Origin of the sequence: Aeromonas sp. MdU4 (genome assembly GCF_041929505.1) — a bacterium.
GTDB lineage: Bacteria > Pseudomonadota > Gammaproteobacteria > Enterobacterales > Aeromonadaceae > Aeromonas.
Genome location: NZ_JBHFMW010000026.1, coordinates 1 through 21,291, shown reverse-complemented (window position 1 = coordinate 21,291; position 21,291 = coordinate 1). Strand labels below are relative to the sequence as shown.

Genomic DNA, 21,291 nt, shown 5'->3' with positions numbered 1-21,291 from the left:
ATCGTGCATTCCTGTGCTGTCAGGGCTGTAAAAACACACCATCAACCGCTATGAAGTCATTGTCCCAAACCGGGCCATCAAGGCAACAGATGCTCACCGCGCCAGAGATCGGCCAACTGCTCGCGCTCACGGATAAGGTGAGCCTCGGCGCCATCCACCAGCACTTCAGCAGCGCGGGGACGGGTATTGTAGTTGGATGACATGGTAAAGCCGTAGGCTCCGGCCGAACGCACCGCCAGCAGGGAACCCTCGGCGATGGCCAGGGTGCGATCCTTGCCGAGGAAGTCACCGGTCTCGCACACCGGCCCCACCACATCATAAAGCGCGGGAGCATGACCGGCGCGGCTATCCACCTCGATGATGTTCATCCAGGCGCCGTAGAGCGAGGGGCGCAGCATATCGTTCATACCGGCATCGATCAGCGCAAAGTTGCGGGTCTCACCCGGTTTCAGGTACTCAACCCGGGTCAACAACACACCGGCATTGGCGACGATGGCGCGGCCCGGCTCGAACAGCAGGGTCAGATCCCGCCCTGCCAGCTTCTGCTTGAGCGCCTCGGCATATTCGGCGGGATGCGGTGGCTGCTCGGCGCCATAGTTGACGCCAAGGCCACCGCCCACATCCAGATGGTGGATCTGGATGCCTTCGGCCGCCAGGCCGTCGATGAGCCGCAGCAGCTTGTCCGCTGCCTCCATAAAGGGATTTAATTCAGTGAGTTGCGATCCGATATGGCAGTCCACTCCGACAATCTCGATATGCTCCATCGCCGCCGCCTTGCGGTAGATGGCTGGCGCCAGCTCGATGGGGATGCCGAACTTGTTCTGCTTGAGACCAGTGGAGATATAGGGGTGAGTACCGGCATCGATATCCGGATTGACCCGCACCGAGACACGGGCGGTCTTGCCTATACTGCCAGCAACCCGATTGAGACGCTCCAGCTCGGCTTCCGACTCCAGATTGAAGCAGAGGATCTCTTTTTCCAATGCCAGGCGCATCTCGGCTTCGCTCTTGGCGACGCCAGAGAAGACCACCTTGGCCGGATCACCGCCCGCCGCCAATACCCGCGACAACTCGCCACCGGAGACGATGTCAAACCCTGACCCCAGCCGGGCCAGCAGATTGAGCAGTGCCAGATTGGAGTTGGCCTTGACCGCATAGCAGATCAGATGGGGAATATCGCCAGCCGCCTGGTCAAAGGCATGCCAGTGCCGCTCGAGGGTCGCACGGGAGTAGACGTAAAGCGGGGTACCATACTGTTCGGCAAGCTGTTGCAACGAGATCTGTTCGGCCTGCAGCTGGCCTTCGGCATCGTAGTTAAAGTGATCCAAGGGGGCGGTTCCTTCCTAGAATGGGTGCGGCATTATTGCGGCGCGGCCTCGGTGGCGGCCGCAGGGGTCGCAGGCGGTGCAGCTTGCGGTGTACTCTGGCTCTGTGGCTGCTCGGGGGGCGGCATATAGAGCGGCCCCTTCAGACCGCACGCGGCCAACCCGAGGGACAGAAGAGTAGCAAGCAGACACTTGGTGAACTGGGTGATCATAATGGTTCGCTGCGAAAAAAATTTTGGCCCTCTATAATCGCACTCACATTGTTAAAAGCAACAGGATAAACCGATGAAGGATCACGAGTATCACGCCCTGACCGACGCCTTTTTCCAATATGTGGAAGACACCCTCGACGAGGGGTATCCGGATATCGACTGCGAACGCAACGGCGGCGTATTGACCCTCTCTTTCGAGAACAAGACCAAGGTCATCATCAACAAGCAGGAGCCGCTGCACCAGATTTGGGTCGCCACCCGCGAGAACGGCTTCCACTTCGATCTGCAGGGTGACACCTGGATCGACAACCGCTTCGGCCACGAGCTCAAGGCCCTGTTGAGCAAGTCCTGCACCGCCCAGGCTGGTGAAGCCGTGGTGTTCCCATGATCGACCTGCACCCGCAGGGCGCCCGTCACGCGGTGATCTGGCTGCACGGGCTGGGTGATTCCGGCGCTGGTCTCGCCCCGCTGGTGGATGCACTGGATCTACCCGCCGACTTGCCGGTGCGTCACCTGCTGCCGGATGCCCCCGAGCGCCCCATCACCATCAACATGGGCTACAAGATGCGCGGCTGGTACGACATCAAGAGCTTCGAGGATCCCGCTGCACGAGCAGTGGAGTCCCATGTCCGTGACTCGGCAGACCAGATTGCCGCATTGCTCGATCAGCTGGTCGCCGAAGGGTTTTCCCCCGAGCAGATCGTGCTGGCGGGCTTCTCTCAGGGCGGAGTCATAGCCTCCTTCACCGCGCTGCGCTATCCGGCAACGCTGGCGGGCCTGCTCTGCATGTCCACCTATCTGGCGGCTCCCGACAAGCTGCTCGGCGAGATGAGCGAGGCCGCTCGCACCCTGCCCATCTGCTACATGCACGGCATCTATGACGATGTGGTAAGTCTGTCGCTCGGTTGGGATGCCAAAAACCAGCTGGAAAGTGCCGGGCTCACCCCCGAATGGCACGAGTACCCGATGCGCCACGAGATCTGTCGTCCGCAGCTCGGCGATATTCGCAGCTGGCTGCTGACCCGTCTCGGCGCCTGAGACTCTCCGGTAAAGCAAACGGCCTGCAGATGCAGGCCGTTTTTTATGGCGATTCCAACTGGCGGGTCAACCCACTTCCCGGGTGGGCGGCACCTGTTCACGCAGGGCACCCTGACTGCGATAGGGAATCACCGCCAACTCGCCACTCTGCTGCACGATCTCGTAATACTGGGGCAAGTTGAAGTTGATGAACTGGCCATCGTCACTGAAACGCTCGTGATTGGAGGTGTAGAAACGGTTGACCCCCGCCACCAGCTCATCCTTGTTGCCGGCGAAGTGCTGGTAAATCTCGACCCGGTTCGCCTCATCGAGGATATAGATGTTGGTGCCCGCATCCCGGGTATCGAAGAAGAACTGCACCAAGCCTTCGCTGGCGTAGGCATCGACAATGCTCGGCAGATGCTGGCTGTGGGTCTTGTCGAGCCGCAGCGGCAGGTGATCCAGCTTGTTGTGGGAGATGTGGCGGTAGAAGTCGATGGCATTTTCCAGCTTCTTGACCGACACCCCGCGTCGTTCGAAGAAGATGCCGTACTTCTCCTTGCCAAGTGCCATGGTCTTGACCAGCTGCTGCTTGTCGCGGGCGAGGCGCAGGTCGATACACTCCGCCACCAGGGTCTGAAAGCGGGTGCGCACCAGAGAGCGGAAGTGCTGGCTGTAGCAGAACACCTCGATCATCTCGGGGGCAGCGGCATCCTGATGCATCTTGCCAAGGATGGTGGTGAGGGCATCGACCACCGCTTCATCCCCCTGGAAGTGCAGGGTGCGGATCTCGCTCCAGGAGTTGCGATAGACCAGATCCACCGAGCCCACCAGACACTCCTGATTGCGACCGAACGAGAAGACATCCACGGTGTTGGCATCAAACTCGATCACCTGACCGACCCAGTGGCTGGTCGGATCCATCTCCAGATTGAGGAAGATGGAGAGCTGACGGATCTCGCACGGGCGGCTGAGGGCCAGGTTGGTGGCGAGCGGATACTTCTCTGGGAAGCAGCCGGAGAGATCGCGACAGAACTGGTGCAGATTGTCGATGTGCAGATCCGAGCCCTGATTGAACAGGTGCACTCGCGACTGGGACGTCAGCAGATCGTTGAAGTAGGCCCAGGAGACCAGCTTGCTGATATATCCGTTGAACTCGAGCGGCGCGCGGCCAATGATGTCCACCGGTTCCAGTGAATGTTTATAGAGATACCAGCCAGCGCGGTTGAGGCGACCGTGGGGCACCTGCACGAAGCTGAGATCCGGCTCGCTGAGATCCGGCGCGATCTTGAGGTTGATGCGCTGCACCTTGCCCGGCAGGCTCTCGAAGGCAGCATAGAGCTTGCGCGACAGAATGCCGATATCTTCCGGGTTGATCGACTCACTGATGTTGTTGCGACGGGCGAACTGGATCAGGTTGCGGTAGCTCTGCATCAGGGCCTCCAGCAACTCGGCATGAGCGATTTTTACCTCTTCGATCTTCCACTCGTGGCGGTGGTCGAGTTGATACAACTTCTCCTGACTCCAACCCCAGTAGGAGACCAGCTGACTCATCTGCTCGCGGCGCCACTCGGGGGAGTGATCATCCTTGGGATGGCTGAGGCCATCACACACCTTGAGGTAGAAGCAGCGACGCACCAGATCGAGCCGCGCCATGTCACCGATGGACTTGAGGTAGTTGGTCACCTTGTCCAGCATCAGACAGTAGTTGTCGAGCCGGTAGTGCATCCCGTCATTGTGCTGGAACCAGTCACGACCGATCATCGAAAGCAGGCGGGTATTGGGATACTCGTGGGAGTAGGCTTCCATCAGCACCGACTTGAGCACTGCCTTGTAGGGAGAGTCGATCCCTTTGTAGAGCTGCCACAGGGCTGAGCCAAAATACTCTTCGGCAGGAATGCGATCAAAACTGCCCAGATCGAGCCAGTCGTCCTGCTTGAGTTTGCCGCTCTCGAATAGCTCATTCACATAGTCGTCGTAGTGATCGTCACACTCGATAGGCACCAGATACCAGATCAAGCGTTTGCCTGCGATGTGCATGACACTGCGATAGAACTCATCGAGCAGCAGCAGGTGCTGGGCGCTGCCACAGCTCTCCCCCTGCATCTGGGCATCGTTGTTCTGGCGGAACTTGTCTTCCGGGATCAGGAAGAAGTTGAGATCGACCCCGCGCTGTTCGGCCCACTTGGAGATCTGCTGGCACTTCTGCTCCAGCAGATCGAGCCGCTCCTGCGACAAACCGGCCACGTGGCAGACCCAGATATCAAGATCCGAGTGACAGCATTGACCGATGGAGGAGGTGCTGCCCATGGAGTAGAGCCCTTGAATGGCTCGGTCATGGGTTGTGAGACCGCTCTGACAATTGGCATTGCGACAGAGGTCATCAATGAAGACTTTTTGCTCGGCAGTGGCGCTAAAGCTCCAGATACCATGGGGAACATCACCGGAGACATAGCCGGGCAGCAGGGGATGGTTGAAGTGCAGCATGACAGGCAGCAGTTGAAATACCTGCTGCCCATAGCGACTCATGAGACCTAACGCCCGTTGCGTCTTGAGACGGGTAATCTCGTCATAACGCGCAACCAGCGTATCGATGTGTTCCTGCAATGCCCTGCCTATCACCAAGGTGAAAATGACGCACCAAAAGCGGGATACGTCAAAAAAGTGTGATCATGTTAACAATGCAAACAGCGGCGGTAAACAAGCCTTCCACTGATCACCGGATTATTTCTGGTATGACCACAGAAAGTATCAGGAGAAATTTTTAAATTCCAATATTTTCAATGTCTTGATTATCAATAGCCACTTAATGAAAATCATTTTCTGCATGCAACTTTGAGCTTGGCCGCGCTTTTGCGGGCTCTGCCATGAAAGCCCCGGCAAAGGGTGGTAAGATCGTTTTCCTTCTAAAGATGAAACAACTAATTGATATGGCAGCCCGAACCCTGAAAATTGCCACTCGCAAGAGCCCGCTGGCCCTGTGGCAGGCCAATTATGTAAAAGACCGGCTTGAAGCCCTGCATCCAGAGTTGCAGGTCGAACTGGTACCCATGAGCACTCAGGGTGACAAGATCCTCGACACCCCGCTGGCCAAGGTCGGTGGCAAGGGATTGTTCGTCAAGGAGCTGGAGACCGCCATGCTGGAGGGGCGTGCCGACATCGCCGTCCACTCCATGAAAGATGTGCCGGTGGAGTTCCCGCAAGGACTTGGCCTGCACACCATCTGCAAGCGGGAAGATCCCCGCGATGCCTTCGTCTCCAACCGTTTCAAAGAGATCGCCGAACTGCCGCAAGGGGCTGTGGTCGGCACCTCCAGCCTGCGCCGCCAGTGCCAGCTGCGCGCCGCCCGCCCGGACCTGGTGATCCGCGACCTGCGCGGCAACGTCAACACCCGCCTCGCTAAACTGGATGCCGGTGAGTACGACGCCATTATCCTCGCCGCTGCCGGTCTGAAACGACTGGAGATGACACAGCGCATCACTGCCTTTATCGAACCGGAGCAAAGCCTGCCCGCCAATGGCCAGGGCGCCGTCGGCATCGAGTGCCGCCTCGACGATCACGAGCTGCACGCCCTGCTGGCACCGCTGGAACACGCCGAAACCCGCGCCCGGGTGCTGACCGAGCGTGCCATGAACCGCGCCCTGCAAGGGGGATGTCAGGTGCCTATCGGTGCCTACGCACTGGTCGATGGCGAGCAGATCTGGTTGCGCGGTCTGGTGGGTAGTCCCGATGGCACCCAGGTGATCCGTGACGAGATCCGCGGCCCACTGGCCGATGGAGAAGCACTCGGCGAGCAACTGGCCCAGCGCCTGCTGGCCGCCGGTGCCGACGAGATCCTGGCTGAGGTCTATCGCGCATGATCCCGCTGGTGGTGCGTCCGGCCACACAGGCCACCGAGCTGGTGCAGCTGCTGCGCCAGCACGGTCATGCACCACTCAGCTGCCCCCTGCTGGAAACCGTAGCGGGCAGTGAGCTCCCCCTCCTGCCCGACATGCTGCAGGCGGCCGACATCATTATCACCGTCAGCGCCCATGCCGTTCATTTTGCACACGATTTTCTGTTGCAAACTGGTCTGACCTGGCCACATATTGAGTACTTTGCAGTGGGTCAGGCCAGCGCAGATGCGTTTGCCGCCGTCGGCATAACCGCGACCTGCCCGGATGACCCGCGCAGCGAGGGGCTGCTGGCGCTGCCTGCCCTGCAGCAGGTAGCAGGCAAACGGGTACTGATCCTGCGTGGCAATGGCGGGCGAGATCTCATCGCCAGCACGCTGGCCTCACGCGGTGCTCTGGTGCACTATTGTGCCGCCTACGAGCGTTACTACCCCGAGTTTGACGGGGAGGTATTGTCGCACCACTGGCAGGTCGCGAGAGTGGACAGCCTGCTTGTCACCAGTGGCGAACTGTTGCAACGACTGCTGGAACTGGTTCCCGCCAGCCAGCAACCCTGGCTTTTTGACCGCCTGCTGGTGGTCCCCAGCCCACGCGTGGCCGAGATGGCCAGAGCTGCGGGCTTTATCCATATCACAATTGCCCAAGGTGCATCCAACCAGGCCCTGATGGCCGCTCTGGAACTGAGGAAGATGGAATGACAGAACAACAAGAATCCCAGGTCAAACCCCAGCCGACCGCGGTGGTCAATGGCAGCAAGAGCCGTTCCGGTGCCGTACTGGGAGGCGTCGCCATCCTGCTGGCCCTTGGCCTGACCGGTGGTCTCTATCTGCACGGTCACAAGAACGCGGTGGCCCAGCAGGCCGAGCTGGCCCAGCTCAAGCAGCAGCTGGCCAGTGCCATGAGCAAGATCGACCAGAGTAGCAGCAAGGATGCCGAACAACTGGCGGCGCTGGGCCAGACCCAGCAACGACTGCAGGGCGAGATGCAGGGGCTGCAGAACCGGGTGCTGGATCTCAACGACAAGCGCCCCAACGACTGGATGCTGGCCGAATCCGAGTATCTGGTACGGATGGCTGGCCGCAAGCTGTGGCTGGAACATGACCTCGTCTCTGCCATCACCCTGCTCGGCAACGCCGACGAGCGCATTGCCGCCCTCAACGACCCCAGCCTGATGCCGATCCGCAAGGCGATGGCCGAAGATATCACCAAGCTCAAGGGGATGCCGCGCATCGACCGCGAGGGGCTGACCCTCAAGCTGGCTGCGCTGTCCGATCAGATTGAACTGCTACCCCTCTCCACCGTCAGCATGCCGGAAGCGAAAACCGAACCGGATCAGGCGGTCACCGCCAACCCTGATGAATGGGAAAGCAATCTGAAGAAGAACTGGGTCAAGTTCACCGAAAACTTCATCACCATCCGTCGCCGCGACGGGGCGGTCGAGGCGCTGCTCTCGCCGCAACAGGAGATCTTCCTGCGTGAAAACCTCAAGACCAAGCTGCTGCAGGCGCAACTCGCCGTCTACCGCGAACAGCAAGCGCTCTATGAGGACAGCATCGACAAGGCCCAGCGCTGGCTGACCCAGTATTTCGATACCGACAACAGCGCCACCCACTACATGCAGGGCGAGCTCGACAAGCTCAAGGGGGAACAGATCCAGATCAGCTATCCGGAACAGTTCAAGACCCAGGCGATGCTGGAGCAGGTGCTGACCGAACGCCTGCAACGCATTCTGGCCAGCAGCTGAGGAGGGCACCATGATCCGTATAATCATTCTGGTTGCCGTCATGGTCGCAGGGTTGATCTTTGGCCCACAAGCCTCCGGTAACAAGGGCTATGTACTGATAGCCCTTGGCAATTACACCATCGAATCCTCCGTCACCAGCGCAGTGATCCTGGCGGTGCTGTTTTACGGCGCCCTGCTGATCGTCGAGTGGCTGCTGGGCCGAGTGTTCGGCCTGCGCCGCAAAACCCTCGGCTGGTACGGTTCGCGCCGCCGCCGCAAGGCCAACCAGCAGACCGTCGCCGCCACTCTGGCGATGGCCGAAGGGCACTACAGTCAGGCCGAGAAACTGATGATTAAAGGGGCCAGCAACAGCGACACCCCGCTGCTCAACTACTTAAGTGCGGCCAAGGCGGCCCAGGCCCGTGGTGACGAGGCCCGCCGGGATCAATACCTGCAAAAAGCGCAGGAGGAGAACCCCAAGGCCGAGCTGGCGCTCACCCTGACCCAGACCCAACTGCAGATCGAGCAGGGCCAGTACGATACCGCGCTGGCAATGCTGGAGTCGGTCTACGCCCTCAATCCGCGCCACCCCATGGTGCTGGATCAGCTGCGTCAGGTGCATCTGGCCCGTCAGGACTGGAGTGCCCTGTGCGACCTGATCCCTGCGCTGCACAAGGTGGGCAAGCTGACCCCGAAACAGGAAGAAGATCTGCTGCAACAGGCCTGGTGTGGCCGCCTGCAACAGGCTGCTGGCAGCCTTGAAACCCTCAAGGCCGTGTGGCAGGACCTGCCGCGCAAGCTGCGCCTTGAGCCAGAACTACTGGCCTGCTACGGCGATCTGCTACGCCAGCTGGGTGCCGATGGCGAAGCCGCTACCCTGTGGCAGGAGGCGCTGCGCAAACAGCCGATGCCGCAGCTGCTGGCTCGCCTGCCCAAGCTGAAACTGGACAGCTACCAGCCGCTGCTGGCGCTGCTGCAAAAACAGCAGGGGCAACCGGAGGTCGACAACGCACTGGCCCAGCTCTATCTGCTGGCCGGTCAGCTGGATGAGGCCCAGCAATTGCTGGAGCAGCAGGTGGAGAAAGCACCCTGCGCTGCCGTCTATCACGCGCTCGGTCAGGTCATGGATAAACGCCGCCTCACCAACAAGGCCAACGAGTACTATCGTCAGGCACTGGAGCTGGCGGGGGTCTGATCACCGGCAAAAAGAAACGCGAGAGGCCGCATCATGCGGCCTCTTTTTTATCTCTTCGCCCAGCCGTCGTCAGGTGGTGAGCCGCTCCAGCTCGCCGATCAGCCAGATGGCCTCGGCACGGTGGCTGCCACACACATCCATCATGGGGCGAAAACCGCCGCACACTGCCGGTCGCTCCGGTTGGCCGAAGATCTTGCAGCCAAGGGCGCCATCGAGCTGGATACAGGGAACACCAGCCGGCTTGCCATCTGGCATACCGGGAATGGCACTGCTGATACTGGGTGCGATGCAACAGGCAGCGCAGCCGCTACGACACTCCATACACTCCACTCCTTTGGGACGGACTGAGCCACCATCGCCGAAGCGGTGGCACAAACGTAGCTGGCGCACAGCAAAAAGCCCGACCGCTCGGGCGGTCGGGCTTGAGGCAACACAGCCGGTTCAGCGAACCATCATCACAGGATGATGTCGCGCACTACGCTGTCTTTGCGTTCCAGATAATGGATCGACTTGACACGACGACGGATAGTACGAGACTTGCCGCCGACCAGCATTCACCACATCACAGAATGATGTCGCGCACTACGCTGTCTTTGCGTTCCAGGTAATGGATCGACTTGATGCGGCGGATGGTACGCGACTTGCCGCGGATCAGCAGGGTCTCAGTGGTCGCCATCACGCCATCGCTGGTGATGCCATCCAGCAGATCACCCTTGGTGATACCGGTAGCGGAGAAAACGACGTTGTCATTTTTCGCCAGCTCTTCCAGCTTGAGCACCTTGTTCACATCGATGCCCAGCGCTTCACAGCGGGCAATTTCCTGCTCGCCCAGCGCGATCACCTCGGGGCTGTCGCCCTTGACCCGGTGGCGCGGGATCAGACGCGCCTGCATGTCGCCATCCAGTGCACGGATCACCGCAGCGGAGATCACCCCTTCCGGTGCGCCACCAATGCCGTAGAGCATGTCGACTTCGCTGTCCGGCAGACAAGTGAGGATGGAAGCGGCCACGTCACCATCAGGAATGGCGAACACCCGCACGCCCAGACCCTGCATCTCCTTGATCGCCTTGTCATGACGCGGCTTGGCCAGGGTAATGACGGTCAGGCGGGAGAGCGGTTTGCCCAGCGCCTTGGCCACGGACTTGAGGTTCAGCTCGAGAGCCTGATTCAGGTCGATGGCGCCTTTGGCCTTGGGCCCGACGATCAGCTTTTCCATGTACATGTCAGGTGCTTTCAGGAATGACCCCTTGTCACCCACCGCCAGCACGGCCAGCGCATTGGCCTGACCCATGGCGGTCATGCGGGTACCCTCGATGGGATCGACCGCGATATCCACCGCGTCGCCGTGTCCGGTACCGACCTTCTCGCCGATATAGAGCATCGGCGCTTCATCAATTTCACCTTCGCCGATAACAATCTCACCATCGATCTCGATCTGGTTGAGAATGTGGCGCATGGCCGCTACGGCCGCCCCATCAGCGATATTCTTGTCACCACGTCCGAGCCACTTGTAGCCAGCCAGTGCAGCCGCTTCCGTCACTCGGGAAAACTCGATTGCCAGTTCACGTCTCATCGCATATCCAACCTATGGAGCTCGAAAACGGGCGGCATTCTACCACAAGGGCAAACCTTTGCGCACAAAAGTAGCCATTGCGAGCAAGAATGTAGCCAATTCATCCAATTGCAACCCAACTGCCATCGACTCTTCACCCAACTGTCACCCCGCTGTCATCCCTGCTGCCTAGCATGGCCCCGTCTTCAAAACAAAAGCTTGCAACACAAGGGATTAAGATGAAAAAGCTGACTGTAGTGGCACTGGCTCTGACCGCAGCCTTCCAGGCTCAAGCCGTTGAAGTGTATAAAAATGACACCTCCATGCTGGATCTCTATGGCCGCATCTACGCCGGTCAATTCTTCGGTGACAAGAAGGAAGGGGTCGATACCGCTAACCCGAACGGCACTCAGGATTACAGCGCCAAGCAAGGGGCCAACCAGTTTGTCCGCTTCGGCGCCAAGGCCGAGACCCAGATCCAGAGTGGTCTGAAGGCGCTGGCCCAGTACGAAGTGCAGATGTATATCAACGACAGTGAGAAGACCATCAGCGAGAGCTCGGACAACCTGCGCACCCGTCTGGCCTTTGCCGGTGTGGGCGCAGACTGGGGCAGCGTGACCTTCGGTCGCCAGAAAGGAGCCCCGGGCTTCCTGGCCGACTGGACTGATGTCTCCCTCTCCGACGGCTACGGCAACGAAGCGCTGGGGGCCAAGACCGACACCTTCGCCACCAACCGCGCCGGTTCCGTGCTGAAATACTCGGGTCTGTTCAACGGCTTCCAGCTCGACACCAGCTACAAGTTCGACGGCGGCGACACCGAAGAGACTACCAGCAAGGATAGCGATGCCGCCTATGGCGCCGCTGTGGCCTACACCTTCCCGTTCAATCTGTCGCTGGGTACCGCCTACAACGTGGGTATCCGCGACAAGAGCGGCGAGAGTGATGCCAAGCTGTGGATCATCTCTGCCAAATACGACAACAAGGCTGCCTACGCAGCCCTGAGCTATGCCGACGGCAGCGACTTCCTGGCAACCGGCACCGATCACACCGGTTGGGAAGCCGCGCTGGGCTATAACTTCGAGAACGGCTTCGGCCTGATGGCGCTGTGGAACAAACAGGAGCAGGACAAGGCTGGCGTCAAGAAGGACAACGTGGATTACTACACCCTGGGTGCCCAGTACAAGTTCAACAAGAACCTGCGGGTGATTGGCGAATACCGCATCAACAATCTGGACAGCGTCGCTGGCAAGGCGACTGCCAACCAGGATGACTTCCAACTGGCTGCCCGTTACGACTTCTAACCGAGGCTCTACGGATACCCAAAGCGCGATGGCTTGCCATCGCGCTTTTTGCTGGGCGTCGTTCACGAACCGACAAACTGGCCTAGGATCATCAGATAACGCCCTGCACGGGAGAAGAGAAAATGATGGCTCAACTGCTTGTCGCTCTGCTGCTGTTACTGGCCCTGCCTGCTCACGCGCTCTCTATTGCCATGGTGCTTTGGCGTGGTGAAACCGCTGCGGAAACTGGTTTTCGGGCAGAACTGACCCGCCTCGGCTATCAGACCACAATTACCACCTACAATGCCGATCAGGATCGTACCGCTCTAGCGACCATGTTGCGGCAACAGATGTTGCCGAAACTGGCAGAGTACGACTACATCTACACCTTTGGCACTACCGCGACCGCCATGACCAAGAGCCTGGTGGCCGACCGAAAACCCCTCATCTTCAACGTGGTCTCCGATCCAGTCGGCGCAGGCTTCCTGTCAGAGGACAAAACCGAGAACCACATGGTTGCCGGGGTGAGCAACATGGTACCCATGGCCCTGCAACTGGCAAACGCCAGCAAATACCTGCCCACCGGAAAACGACTGCTACTCCCCTTCAACCCGCGGGAACAGAATACCCTGCTGGTCGCCGACATGCTGCTCAATGAAGCCAAGCGTTACCAGTGGCAAGTCGCGACCTGGCGCATTGCTCCAGATCCCAAGCGGCTCGACAACGAGTTGAAACGACTACAAAAGGATGCCAGGAACGACATCGTGTTTCTGGCGGCAGACAGCTATCTGCTCTCCATCGCCCCCCGTCTGCTGAGCGCACTGAATGAAGCGGGCATCCCCACCATCTGCAGTGCTGAGCTCTTCGTCCAGCACGGCTGCACCGTCGCCACCATCAGCAGCTATGAGGCGCTGGGCAAGATGGCTGCCGATATTATCCATCTCAACCAACAGGGCACGCCGCTACAAGATATTGCTCTGCGTACCGACGCCCACCCCAAACTGGTGCTGGGGCAATTGAGCACAGCCGCCAAGCAGCAGTAGTCGCCCAGAAAGCCCGAAGCCTTGATGGAGATCCCAGCCAACATGGCTTCGGGCGGGTATGATGTTCTCTCTTCAGTTCGAGACCATCAGCCCAATGAGTACTACCGTCTTTTTTGCCGTGCTGCTGGCCGCCCTGCTCCATGCCAGCTGGAATGCCCTCGTCAAGATAGGGGAGGAGCGGCTGGTAGGCATTTCGCTGATCGCCCTCTTCTCCGGATTGATTGCCGCTGTCGCCCTGCTGCCAATGGGGTTGCCCTCACAGGCTGAACTGCCCTGGCTCAGCCTCTCGATTCTGCTTCATACCGGTTACTGCCTGTTTCTCAGCCACGCCTACAGTCAGGGGGATTTTGGCCAGATCTACCCGCTGGCCCGCGGCAGTGCCCCGCTGCTCGCCATGGTACTTAGCGCTATGCTACTGGGCGACCATCCAGGCCATGGCGGCATGGTGGGTGCCTGCGTATTGGTCATCGGGGTCTTGCTGATGGCCTGGCGAGGTGGACCGCAGCGCCTGAGTGCAAAGGCCACTCGGGCTGCGCTGATCACCGCGCTGTTTACGGCAGCATATACCCTCTCTGACGGAGCGGGAGCCCGGGCAAGCGGCGAGCCGGTGCGTTACACACTCTGGTTGTTCGCCTGTACCGGTCTGGTGATGCTGCTGGTACTGATCATCCACCAGCGACGCAACGCCTGGCGCCAGATCCGCCGACATGCGGTCGCGGGGATAACAGGGGGCACCATGTCCCTGATCGCCTACGGCATCGTTATCTGGGCCATGACCCAGGCGCCCATCGGGGTAGTCGCCGCCCTGCGCGAGAGCAGCGTACTGTTTGCCATGTTGCTCTCGGTCTGGTTGCTGAAAGAACCGCTGGGGAGGGCCAGAATCACAGCGGCAGCCATTATTACCGCCGGAGTATTAATGACCCGCTTGGGATAACCGGAAAAATATCGCTGCATTACGTTTTTCAAACTAAAAGCCGTGGCACATCAAGATAAAAATAATTTCGTGAATAGCGTAAATGATTACATCCGCAACGTATCAATTAACTGGCACCTCTATTTTTTCCTGATACAGCCTCATCCGGGAAGCTTACCAGTGAACAGCGTTAATGATAAAATCGTTCACAGTTAATTTCTGGCGATATTGTCCCAATACAGCTTGTGGTAATTGCCATAAAGCCCCGTCCATACCTTGACTGAGCACCTGACCTGTTCGCCGCTCCACTCAGGGTATGCCTGACCTCGTTCGTCTACTACAGGATGAGATCGCCAGACTCGACTTATTAATTGATCCGGCTTTGCCTGTTTAACTTTTGGTTATTTTAAATCCAGCACCACCAGGGAGTTTTACATATGTCAGCAAAAAAGCTGAAGTTGGGTGCCTTTATATTGATGATATTAACCTCGGTTTTTGGCGTCACTAATATCGGGATTGGTTTCTATCGCATGGGATATGCCGCCATTCCGATGTTCGTGATCGGCGGTCTGTTTTTCTTCATCCCGTTCATTTTAATGATGATTGAGTTTGGTTCCGGATTTCGCAAAGAAGCGGGAGGGATCTTCACCTGGATGCGCCACTCGGTCTCGACCCGGTTTGCCTTTATCGGTCTGACCATGTGGTTCGCCTCTTACGTCATCTGGATGTTTGGCAAGGCCCTCTCCATGTGGGTGCCCCTTTCCTTCATGCTGTTTGGCCGCGACATCACCGTCATTCCGGTCACCCTGGGCACCACCATCGACTTTGGCCCCTTTATTCTGGGAGTGGTCGCCATCGCCCTGGTCGCCACGGTCACCAAGCTCATCACCCTGGGTAGCGCCCGCTTTGCCAAGGTAGCGGCCATTGGTGGCCTTTCTGTGGTTGCCCTCAACGTACTGCTGCTGGTTGGCGGTGTCTTTACCTTCGCTCTGAGCGGCATGACGCTGCAGGAGCCCCTCACCGAAGCATCACTGACTGCTTCACCCAACGCCGCCTTCAACGACATCATCCCCTTCCTCGGCTTTATGGTATTCGCCATCTTCGCCTACGGCGGCGTGGAGGCGATGGCCGGCGTAGCTGACGAACTGGAAGATCCCGAGCGCGACCTAAAGCGCGGCATCTTCCTCGCCGGTGCCTTCATCGTGCTCTGCTACATCATCGGCTTTCTGGCAGTCGGCTCCATCATGCGCTGGAGCGACTTCCCGGCCGAGGGGATCACCTCGCTCTCCGCCCTCTTCATCATCATGCTGGAGCTGGGACGCCATCTGGGCGGCGAGTGGCTGGGCCAGATCTTCATGCGCTTTGCCGGTCTTGGCATGTTCCTGAGCTATCTTGGGGCCTTTATCGCCCTCTCCTACGCACCGTTGCGCCAGTTCATCACCGGAACCCCGAGCTACTTCTGGCCGGAACGCTTTCAGCGCGAGAATGAGAATGGCGTGCGCATTGAAGCCCTCAAGGTGCAAGCCTGGGTGGTCTGTGCCTTCGTCGCCGCCAAGTCCATCTTTACCCTGATCAACCCGGAAGGGGCCGCCGCCCTCTATGAGTTGATCATTACCATGACCAACGTCGGCATGACCCTGCCCTACATGTTCCTCATCTATGCCTGGTATCGCTATCGCAACAACCCGGCACTGGGCAAGGATCTGATCTTCTTCAAAAGTGCGGGCTCCGTACTGCTGGCGACCATCGTCAGTCTGATCCTGGTCGCCTTCGGCAACGTCTTTACCGTGGTGGCCCCTTTTATCTCGGGAGATATCTCCACCGGTATCTGGACCATCATTGGCCCGCTGCTGTTCGTGGTGATCGCCATGCGCTTCAAGATCAAGCAGGAAGATTCTCACTGAATCGCGATAAATCTCCCCATCGGGACCATCAAGGTCCCGATTTTTTTACCTCTCCAAGCAAACGGAATGAATCCGCTCATGCAGCCACAAAGAGACTCCAAAGAGCCCACCCACCTCAAACCGCAGCAGGCAAACTGCTATTAACGCCGTAAATTATCAATATCAAGGTGAGAATGATTGTGAAGCGCCAGTTCACGACATATAACTTAGCGAGATATCCCTGTATTTCGTCCGGTAGAGCAGATCATGATGAGACGTTCCCTTCTTCCGTTGTTGCTTGGTGCAGTTATGCTGCCAGCCGCTATGGACAGCGCCCATGCCAACCCCTTTTCCGCCAGTAATCCCAGCCACGGCTTCCTTGAGCGACGGGAGATCCCCAATCTGAATTCAGCCGCCTTCGTCGTGGCCAATCACAGAACCGGGGAAGTGATCTCCGAGCATAACGGCAACCGGGTGATGCCCATCGCCTCCCTCACCAAGCTGATGACGGCGCTGGTGGTGCTGGATGCCAACCTGCGCCTCAACGAAACACTCACCGTGACCAATGCCGATATCGATCGTATCAAGGGCACCGGATCACGACTGGCCATTGGTTCACGCCTCAGCCGCGCCGAGATGCTCCATATCGCGTTGATGTCATCGGAGAACCGCGCAGCCTCGGCACTGGGACGCAACTACCCGGGCGGCCTGCGCGCCTTTGTCGAAGCCATGAACGCCAAGGCGCGCATGCTGGGCATGTGGAACACCCACTATGCCGACAGTACCGGCCTCAACCCACGCAATGTCTCGACAGCCCAGGATCTCGCCAAACTGGCAGTGGCGGCCTCGGCTTATCCGCTGATCCGCCAATACTCCACCGACGATCAGAGTTATGTACGGACCAACAAAAACCAGCTCCACTACCGTAACTCCAATCGGCTGGTGCGCGAGGGGCAATGGGAATTCACCCTCTCCAAAACCGGCTATATCCGTGAAGCGGGCCGCTGTCTGGTGCTGGGCACCAAGGTACATAACGAACCAGTGATCATGGTGCTGCTCAATGCTGAAACCACCAACGATCGGGTCGCCGACGCCAAGCGGATCAAAACCTGGCTGGAGAGCTCGGGCAGAACCACTCTGGCATCCACCCAAAGTGCCATGCTGACCAATCAGTAATGCCGAAACCGTTGCTGGAAGCGAGGCATCTGCCTCGCTTTTTTAGCCAGCGACGCCCCGGATAAAAACGGGATCCAGCTCCCGTTACAGGTAACACCTCCCGCCATCCCGTTACAAAACGTAACTGCTCAACAATGCGATTCACATTAATAAAATCAATTGGTTGCAAGTTGTCTGCGTGGGTTTTAGCGTACCGCCACAACCCCTTTAACGACAAGCCACCATGCGTACTTCCAGCATCGAGTGCGGGCGGGTACTGGCCATTCTGGCCGTGATGACCATTCACGTCTCCCCCTTTGCCAACCCGTTCAACCCCGCCCTGTGGGGAAGTGAATCATGGCTCTGGCTAAGTGGCGCCATCAACCAGCTATGCCGCTTTGCCGTGCCGCTGTTTTTCCTCTGTTCCGGTTACTTTCTACAGCCAAGACTGAGCCGCGAGGCGCCGCTAGCCGTTGCCTGGCGCTATTGCCGCCCTTTGCTGCAACTCTGGCTGGTGTGGAGCCTGGTCTACCTGCTGGTGCCGTTCAATCCACTGGATGCCGTGCAGCAAGGCTATCTAGTCTCCCTGCGCGGGCAGTGGCAATTCCAGCTCGCCGACCCCCTCAACGGCTGGCTGGTTGGCGGCATGATCCACCTCTGGTTCCTGCCAGCCCTGATCATGGCGGTAACCCTGCTGGCGCTCTGTTACCGGCTTGGCAGACCAGCGTTCGCCCTCTGGCTGGGCCTTGGCCTCTATCTGCTGGCGCTGCTGGGTGGCTCCTATGCCAAACCGCTGCTGGGCGCCGAGTGGCCACTGCTCACCCGTAACGGCCCCTTCTTCTCACTGCTGTTTGTGGCGCTGGGAGCCCTGCTACGCCAGCGTCAGTGGCAACCGGATACCCGCACCGGCTGGCAACTACTGCTGGCGGGCGTGACGCTCTATGCACTGGAAGCCTGGGCGCTGCAGCGCTTCGCCGCAGTGCCGCTTACCCGCCACGACTTCTTGCTCGGTTCCATTCCCTGGGCGCTAGGCCTGTTTGGCCTGCTACTGGCCAACCCCGAGTGGGGCAAGGGCAGCTGGTTGGAGCGCCAAGCCCCCAAAGTGCTCGGGATCTACTGCCTGCACATGATGCTGGTGGTCTGGCTCTTCATGTTCGGACCGCACAACGCATCCATCCTGTGGGAGCTGGCCAAGGTGCCGCTGCTGCTCGGAGTTTCTCTGCTGGCCTATCATCTGCTGGCAACCCTGCCACTCACCGGCCGACTGCTGCGCACCCACTGATCCCTTGATCCGGCCCGGCTCAGCGGGCTGGCTCCCCTGCCTTCCCCCCACACTCGGCCCTATTCTTTTTATCCACTCCTATCTCCCGGACTCGCCCCCCCAGCCGCTGAAAAAGAGCTAGCAAATACCCTCCATTTTCATCTTGCCAGATAAATGAAAATCAATATCATTGGCATCCCGCTTTGGCGGGTCAGGCTAATTATAATTAAATCAATATGATCGAGCCGTCAGGTCGACATCCAAAGAGTCAACATTGAATATGCAGCACCCTCACTTTCGCAGAACGCTGGTCTCGCTGGCACTGCTGAGCACTGGCTTCACTGCCCAGGCCGCCGATGAAACCATGACTGTGGTTGGCAAACGCTCCCAACATCAGGAAGTTGCCACCGCCACCCGTACCAATACGCCAGCTAAACTGGTTCCCCAGACCATCGACAGCGTCAAGGTCAGCGAGCTGACCGCCTTCGGCCAACCGACGCTGAGTGAAGCCCTGAGCGGCATTCCCGGGGTCAATGCCAGCGGTGATACCCGCTTCGACGGGGTCAATATCCGCGGCTTCAGCGCCAGCAATGACTTCTATCTCGACGGGTTCCGCGATGACATGCAGTACACCCGGGATCTTGGCAACATCGAACGGGTTGAGGTGTTGAAAGGACCGGCAGCGGTGTTGTACGGCCGCGGCAGCACGGGGGGCATCGTCAACCGGGTCAGCAAAACGCCGCAGCAAGGGCAGGAGTCCAGCGTCACCGCGCGAGTCGGCAGTTTTGACAGCCAGCGGCTGGCCGCCGACCTCAGTGGCGAGGCGAGCGAACAGGTGCAGCTACGCCTCAACATGGCGCAAGAGGATAAAGATAGCTTCCGCAACGGTGTGAAGAGCAAACGCACCCTGCTGGCGCCCTCCGCCAACTGGGAGATCAGCGACAACCTCAACTGGCTGGTGCAGTACGAGCGCAACGAGCATGACCGCACCCCGGATCGCGGCATTCCCGGGGTCAATGGTCGCCCGGCCGATGTGCCGCGGGAGTATGTTTACAGCGATACCAGCCGCGACTTCATCGATGACGTGGCGCAATCCACCCGCTCCCGCCTCTCCTGGGACATCAACGACCAGTGGCAATTGCGCCAGCAGCTCGGTTATTCCACCCTCGACAGCCAGTTTGACAACACCTATGTCACCAGCGTCAAAGGGGATCAGGTGACCCGCTCCCGCTGGCAACAGGATCTGCAAGCGAAGAGCCTGATCAGCAACACCGAAGCCGAAGGTCTGCTGCAAACCGGACCGGTGGAGCATCGCCTGCTGGTCGGCTTCGAGCAAAACTGGCAGGAACGCACACCCAAGCTCTACCAGAACGCCACCGCCATCCCGTCCGGCAACCTCTACGATCTGGGCTCACTGCCTACCTACAATGGCGCCATGAAGCTCTCCAGCGACGCCAAACACAAGGTGCGCGGCAATGGCCTCTATCTGCAGGATCAGCTCAGCCTGGGTGACTGGCATCTGGTAGGCGGGCTGCGCCGTGACGACTTCACTGTCACCAGTCGCCGCTACGATCTCAACAAGGAGGAGAGCATCTCGGTCAACAGCCTGAGCCCGCGCCTCGGTCTGGTGTGGAATCCCCTCGAGGATCACGCCTTCTACACCTCCTACAGCAAGACCTTCACTCCGGTGGGCGGCGAGCTGATCGGCATCACGCCGGGTGACAAGAATAACGGGCTGGAACCCCAGCACACCCGCCTCTACGAAGGTGGCGTAAAGAGTGACTGGCTGAACGGCAAGCTGGCGACCACCCTCTCCCTCTATCGACTGGAGATGTACAACAAACGCAGCAAGGATCCTCTGGATCCCACCAAGGTGATCCTCACCGGCCTGCAGCGCACCGATGGGCTCGAGCTGAGCGCCCGCGCCGAGCTGACCGACGAGTTCTACCTGCGTGGCGGATTCGCCATTCAGGATGCCGAACAGGTCAAGGCGGATGCGGATCTGCAGGGCAAGCGCCCGATGAACGTCTCCCGCCAGAATGGCCAGTTCTATCTCGGCTACAAGAGCGGCGAGCGGGGCTGGTTCGGTGAAACCGGCGTGACGGCGGTGGGCGATCGCTTCGCCGACAACGCCAATACCACCACACTGCCCGGTTACGCCCGTTTCGATGCCCGCGCCGGTTATCGCTGGCAGCAGTGGGAAGCCGAGCTGAGCGCGGAGAACCTGACCGACCACGAGTACTTCATCAGCGCCACGGGTGCCACACAAATCATGCCGGGCACACCCCGTCAGCTGAGCCTGACCGGTACCTACCGCTTCTGATCCCTGAGACAACCAACCCCACTGGCCAGCCCTTGCTGGCCAATTTTTATGAAGCAGCCACGATGAAACGCAGAAGAGTCCCCCTTCACAACAACAAATGGGTACGCCGCCTCCACGCTTGGGCCGGTTTTTTTACCCTCGCCCTGATGCTGATGTACGGCATCACCGGTCTCTGGCTGCAACACCGTGCCGTGTTGCCCATTCCCGGCCCCCACACCGATAAATCGAGCGAAGAGATAGTACTGGAGGCGCCGCTCGCCAGCCCGGAGCAGCTGACAAGCCTGCTGCAACAGCACTATCCCGATACCTTTGTCGACGGGCGAACCATGATCACCCCGGCCCAGACCCTGCCCACCCCGAACGGCCCACTCACCCTGCCCGCCAAATGGGAGATGCGCGGCGTCACCCTGAGCCAGAGCGTCGCCGCCAGCTATGTCGATGGCACCTTGCTGGTGCGCACCGATCTGCAGCAAGCCAACTTTGCCGCTAGCCTCAACCGGCTGCATCGCGGCATGG

At 59.3% G+C, this 21,291-nt stretch carries 19 protein-coding genes; 14 read left to right on the top strand and 5 right to left on the bottom strand.

Translation table 11 applies throughout. The annotated features are described in order from the left end of the window. Positions 1-77: 77 nt before the first annotated feature. On the bottom strand, positions 78-1,328 hold the full coding sequence (gene lysA, locus ACE1BR_RS16040; protein WP_374871973.1) for a diaminopimelate decarboxylase: 1,251 nt from the start codon (positions 1,326-1,328) through the stop codon (positions 78-80). A 32-nt stretch (positions 1,329-1,360) separates the two neighbouring features. After that, a complete protein-coding gene (locus ACE1BR_RS16035; RefSeq protein ID WP_374871971.1) occupies positions 1,361-1,537 on the bottom strand; it encodes a lipoprotein in 177 nt (58 codons plus the stop codon). Between the two features lie 73 nt (positions 1,538-1,610). On the opposite strand from ACE1BR_RS16035, the gene cyaY reads away from it, so the two are divergent. After that, positions 1,611-1,925 carry an iron donor protein CyaY gene (gene cyaY / locus ACE1BR_RS16030; RefSeq protein ID WP_374871969.1) on the top strand — a complete coding sequence of 105 codons (315 nt, stop codon included), beginning with the start codon at positions 1,611-1,613 and terminating at the stop codon, positions 1,923-1,925. Further along, positions 1,922-2,575 carry an alpha/beta hydrolase gene (locus tag ACE1BR_RS16025; protein ID WP_374871967.1) on the top strand — a complete coding sequence of 218 codons (654 nt, stop codon included), beginning with the start codon at positions 1,922-1,924 and terminating at the stop codon, positions 2,573-2,575. The genes cyaY and ACE1BR_RS16025 overlap by 4 nt, the downstream gene beginning before the upstream one ends. 66 nt (positions 2,576-2,641) lie before the next feature. Here the strand turns inward: ACE1BR_RS16025 and ACE1BR_RS16020 are convergent, their stop codons facing one another. Next, positions 2,642-5,161, bottom strand: a complete 2,520-nt coding sequence (locus ACE1BR_RS16020; protein WP_374871965.1) for a class I adenylate cyclase — start codon at positions 5,159-5,161, stop codon at positions 2,642-2,644. A gap of 323 nt (positions 5,162-5,484) precedes the next feature. On the opposite strand from ACE1BR_RS16020, the gene hemC reads away from it, so the two are divergent. Genes hemC through ACE1BR_RS16000 form a run of 4 tightly spaced genes read left to right on the top strand, consistent with a single transcriptional unit; the run spans position 5,485 to position 9,365 of the window. Beyond that, on the top strand, positions 5,485-6,414 hold the full coding sequence (gene hemC / locus ACE1BR_RS16015) for a hydroxymethylbilane synthase (protein WP_374871977.1): 930 nt from the start codon (positions 5,485-5,487) through the stop codon (positions 6,412-6,414). Continuing rightward, the gene (locus ACE1BR_RS16010; RefSeq protein WP_374871963.1) at positions 6,411-7,145 is read left to right on the top strand and encodes a uroporphyrinogen-III synthase; all 735 of its coding nucleotides are present in this window, start codon (positions 6,411-6,413) and stop codon (positions 7,143-7,145) included. The genes hemC and ACE1BR_RS16010 overlap by 4 nt, the downstream gene beginning before the upstream one ends. Continuing rightward, the gene (locus ACE1BR_RS16005; RefSeq protein ID WP_374871961.1) at positions 7,142-8,191 is read left to right on the top strand and encodes a uroporphyrinogen-III C-methyltransferase; all 1,050 of its coding nucleotides are present in this window, start codon (positions 7,142-7,144) and stop codon (positions 8,189-8,191) included. Before ACE1BR_RS16010 ends, ACE1BR_RS16005 begins: the two co-directional genes overlap by 4 nt. Positions 8,192-8,201: 10 nt before the next feature. Next, positions 8,202-9,365 carry a heme biosynthesis HemY N-terminal domain-containing protein gene (locus ACE1BR_RS16000; protein ID WP_374871959.1) on the top strand — a complete coding sequence of 388 codons (1,164 nt, stop codon included), beginning with the start codon at positions 8,202-8,204 and terminating at the stop codon, positions 9,363-9,365. Positions 9,366-9,434: 69 nt separating this feature from the next. Here the strand turns inward: ACE1BR_RS16000 and ACE1BR_RS15995 are convergent, their stop codons facing one another. Both ACE1BR_RS15995 and glpX read right to left on the bottom strand, forming a co-directional pair. After that, entirely contained in the window at positions 9,435-9,686 is a 252-nt protein-coding gene (locus ACE1BR_RS15995; protein WP_374871957.1) for a YkgJ family cysteine cluster protein, read from the bottom strand. A gap of 241 nt (positions 9,687-9,927) precedes the next feature. Continuing rightward, positions 9,928-10,938, bottom strand: a complete 1,011-nt coding sequence (glpX, locus tag ACE1BR_RS15990; protein WP_374871955.1) for a class II fructose-bisphosphatase — start codon at positions 10,936-10,938, stop codon at positions 9,928-9,930. Positions 10,939-11,156: 218 nt separating this feature from the next. On the opposite strand from glpX, the gene ACE1BR_RS15985 reads away from it, so the two are divergent. The 8 genes from ACE1BR_RS15985 to ACE1BR_RS15950 form a co-directional block, all read left to right on the top strand. Beyond that, entirely contained in the window at positions 11,157-12,218 is a 1,062-nt protein-coding gene (locus ACE1BR_RS15985; protein WP_374871953.1) for a porin, read from the top strand. Between the two features lie 122 nt (positions 12,219-12,340). Beyond that, positions 12,341-13,240 carry an ABC transporter substrate-binding protein gene (locus tag ACE1BR_RS15980; protein WP_374871951.1) on the top strand — a complete coding sequence of 300 codons (900 nt, stop codon included), beginning with the start codon at positions 12,341-12,343 and terminating at the stop codon, positions 13,238-13,240. Positions 13,241-13,334: 94 nt separating this feature from the next. Continuing rightward, positions 13,335-14,174, top strand: a complete 840-nt coding sequence (locus ACE1BR_RS15975) for an EamA family transporter (RefSeq protein WP_374871975.1) — start codon at positions 13,335-13,337, stop codon at positions 14,172-14,174. Between the two features lie 416 nt (positions 14,175-14,590). Then, positions 14,591-16,057 carry a glutamate/gamma-aminobutyrate family transporter YjeM gene (gene yjeM / locus ACE1BR_RS15970; RefSeq protein WP_374871949.1) on the top strand — a complete coding sequence of 489 codons (1,467 nt, stop codon included), beginning with the start codon at positions 14,591-14,593 and terminating at the stop codon, positions 16,055-16,057. 246 nt (positions 16,058-16,303) lie between these two features. Then, positions 16,304-17,212, top strand: coding sequence for a serine hydrolase (locus ACE1BR_RS15965; RefSeq protein WP_374871947.1), 909 nt, complete (start codon positions 16,304-16,306; stop codon positions 17,210-17,212). 223 nt (positions 17,213-17,435) lie between these two features. After that, complete coding sequence (locus tag ACE1BR_RS15960; RefSeq protein WP_374871945.1) at positions 17,436-18,473, top strand: acyltransferase; 1,038 nt, start codon at positions 17,436-17,438, stop codon at positions 18,471-18,473. A gap of 259 nt (positions 18,474-18,732) precedes the next feature. Further along, positions 18,733-20,775, top strand: coding sequence for a TonB-dependent receptor (locus ACE1BR_RS15955; RefSeq protein ID WP_374871943.1), 2,043 nt, complete (start codon positions 18,733-18,735; stop codon positions 20,773-20,775). 62 nt (positions 20,776-20,837) lie between these two features. After that, on the top strand, positions 20,838-21,291 hold a 454-nt coding region (locus ACE1BR_RS15950; protein ID WP_374871941.1), incomplete at its 3' end, for a peptidase.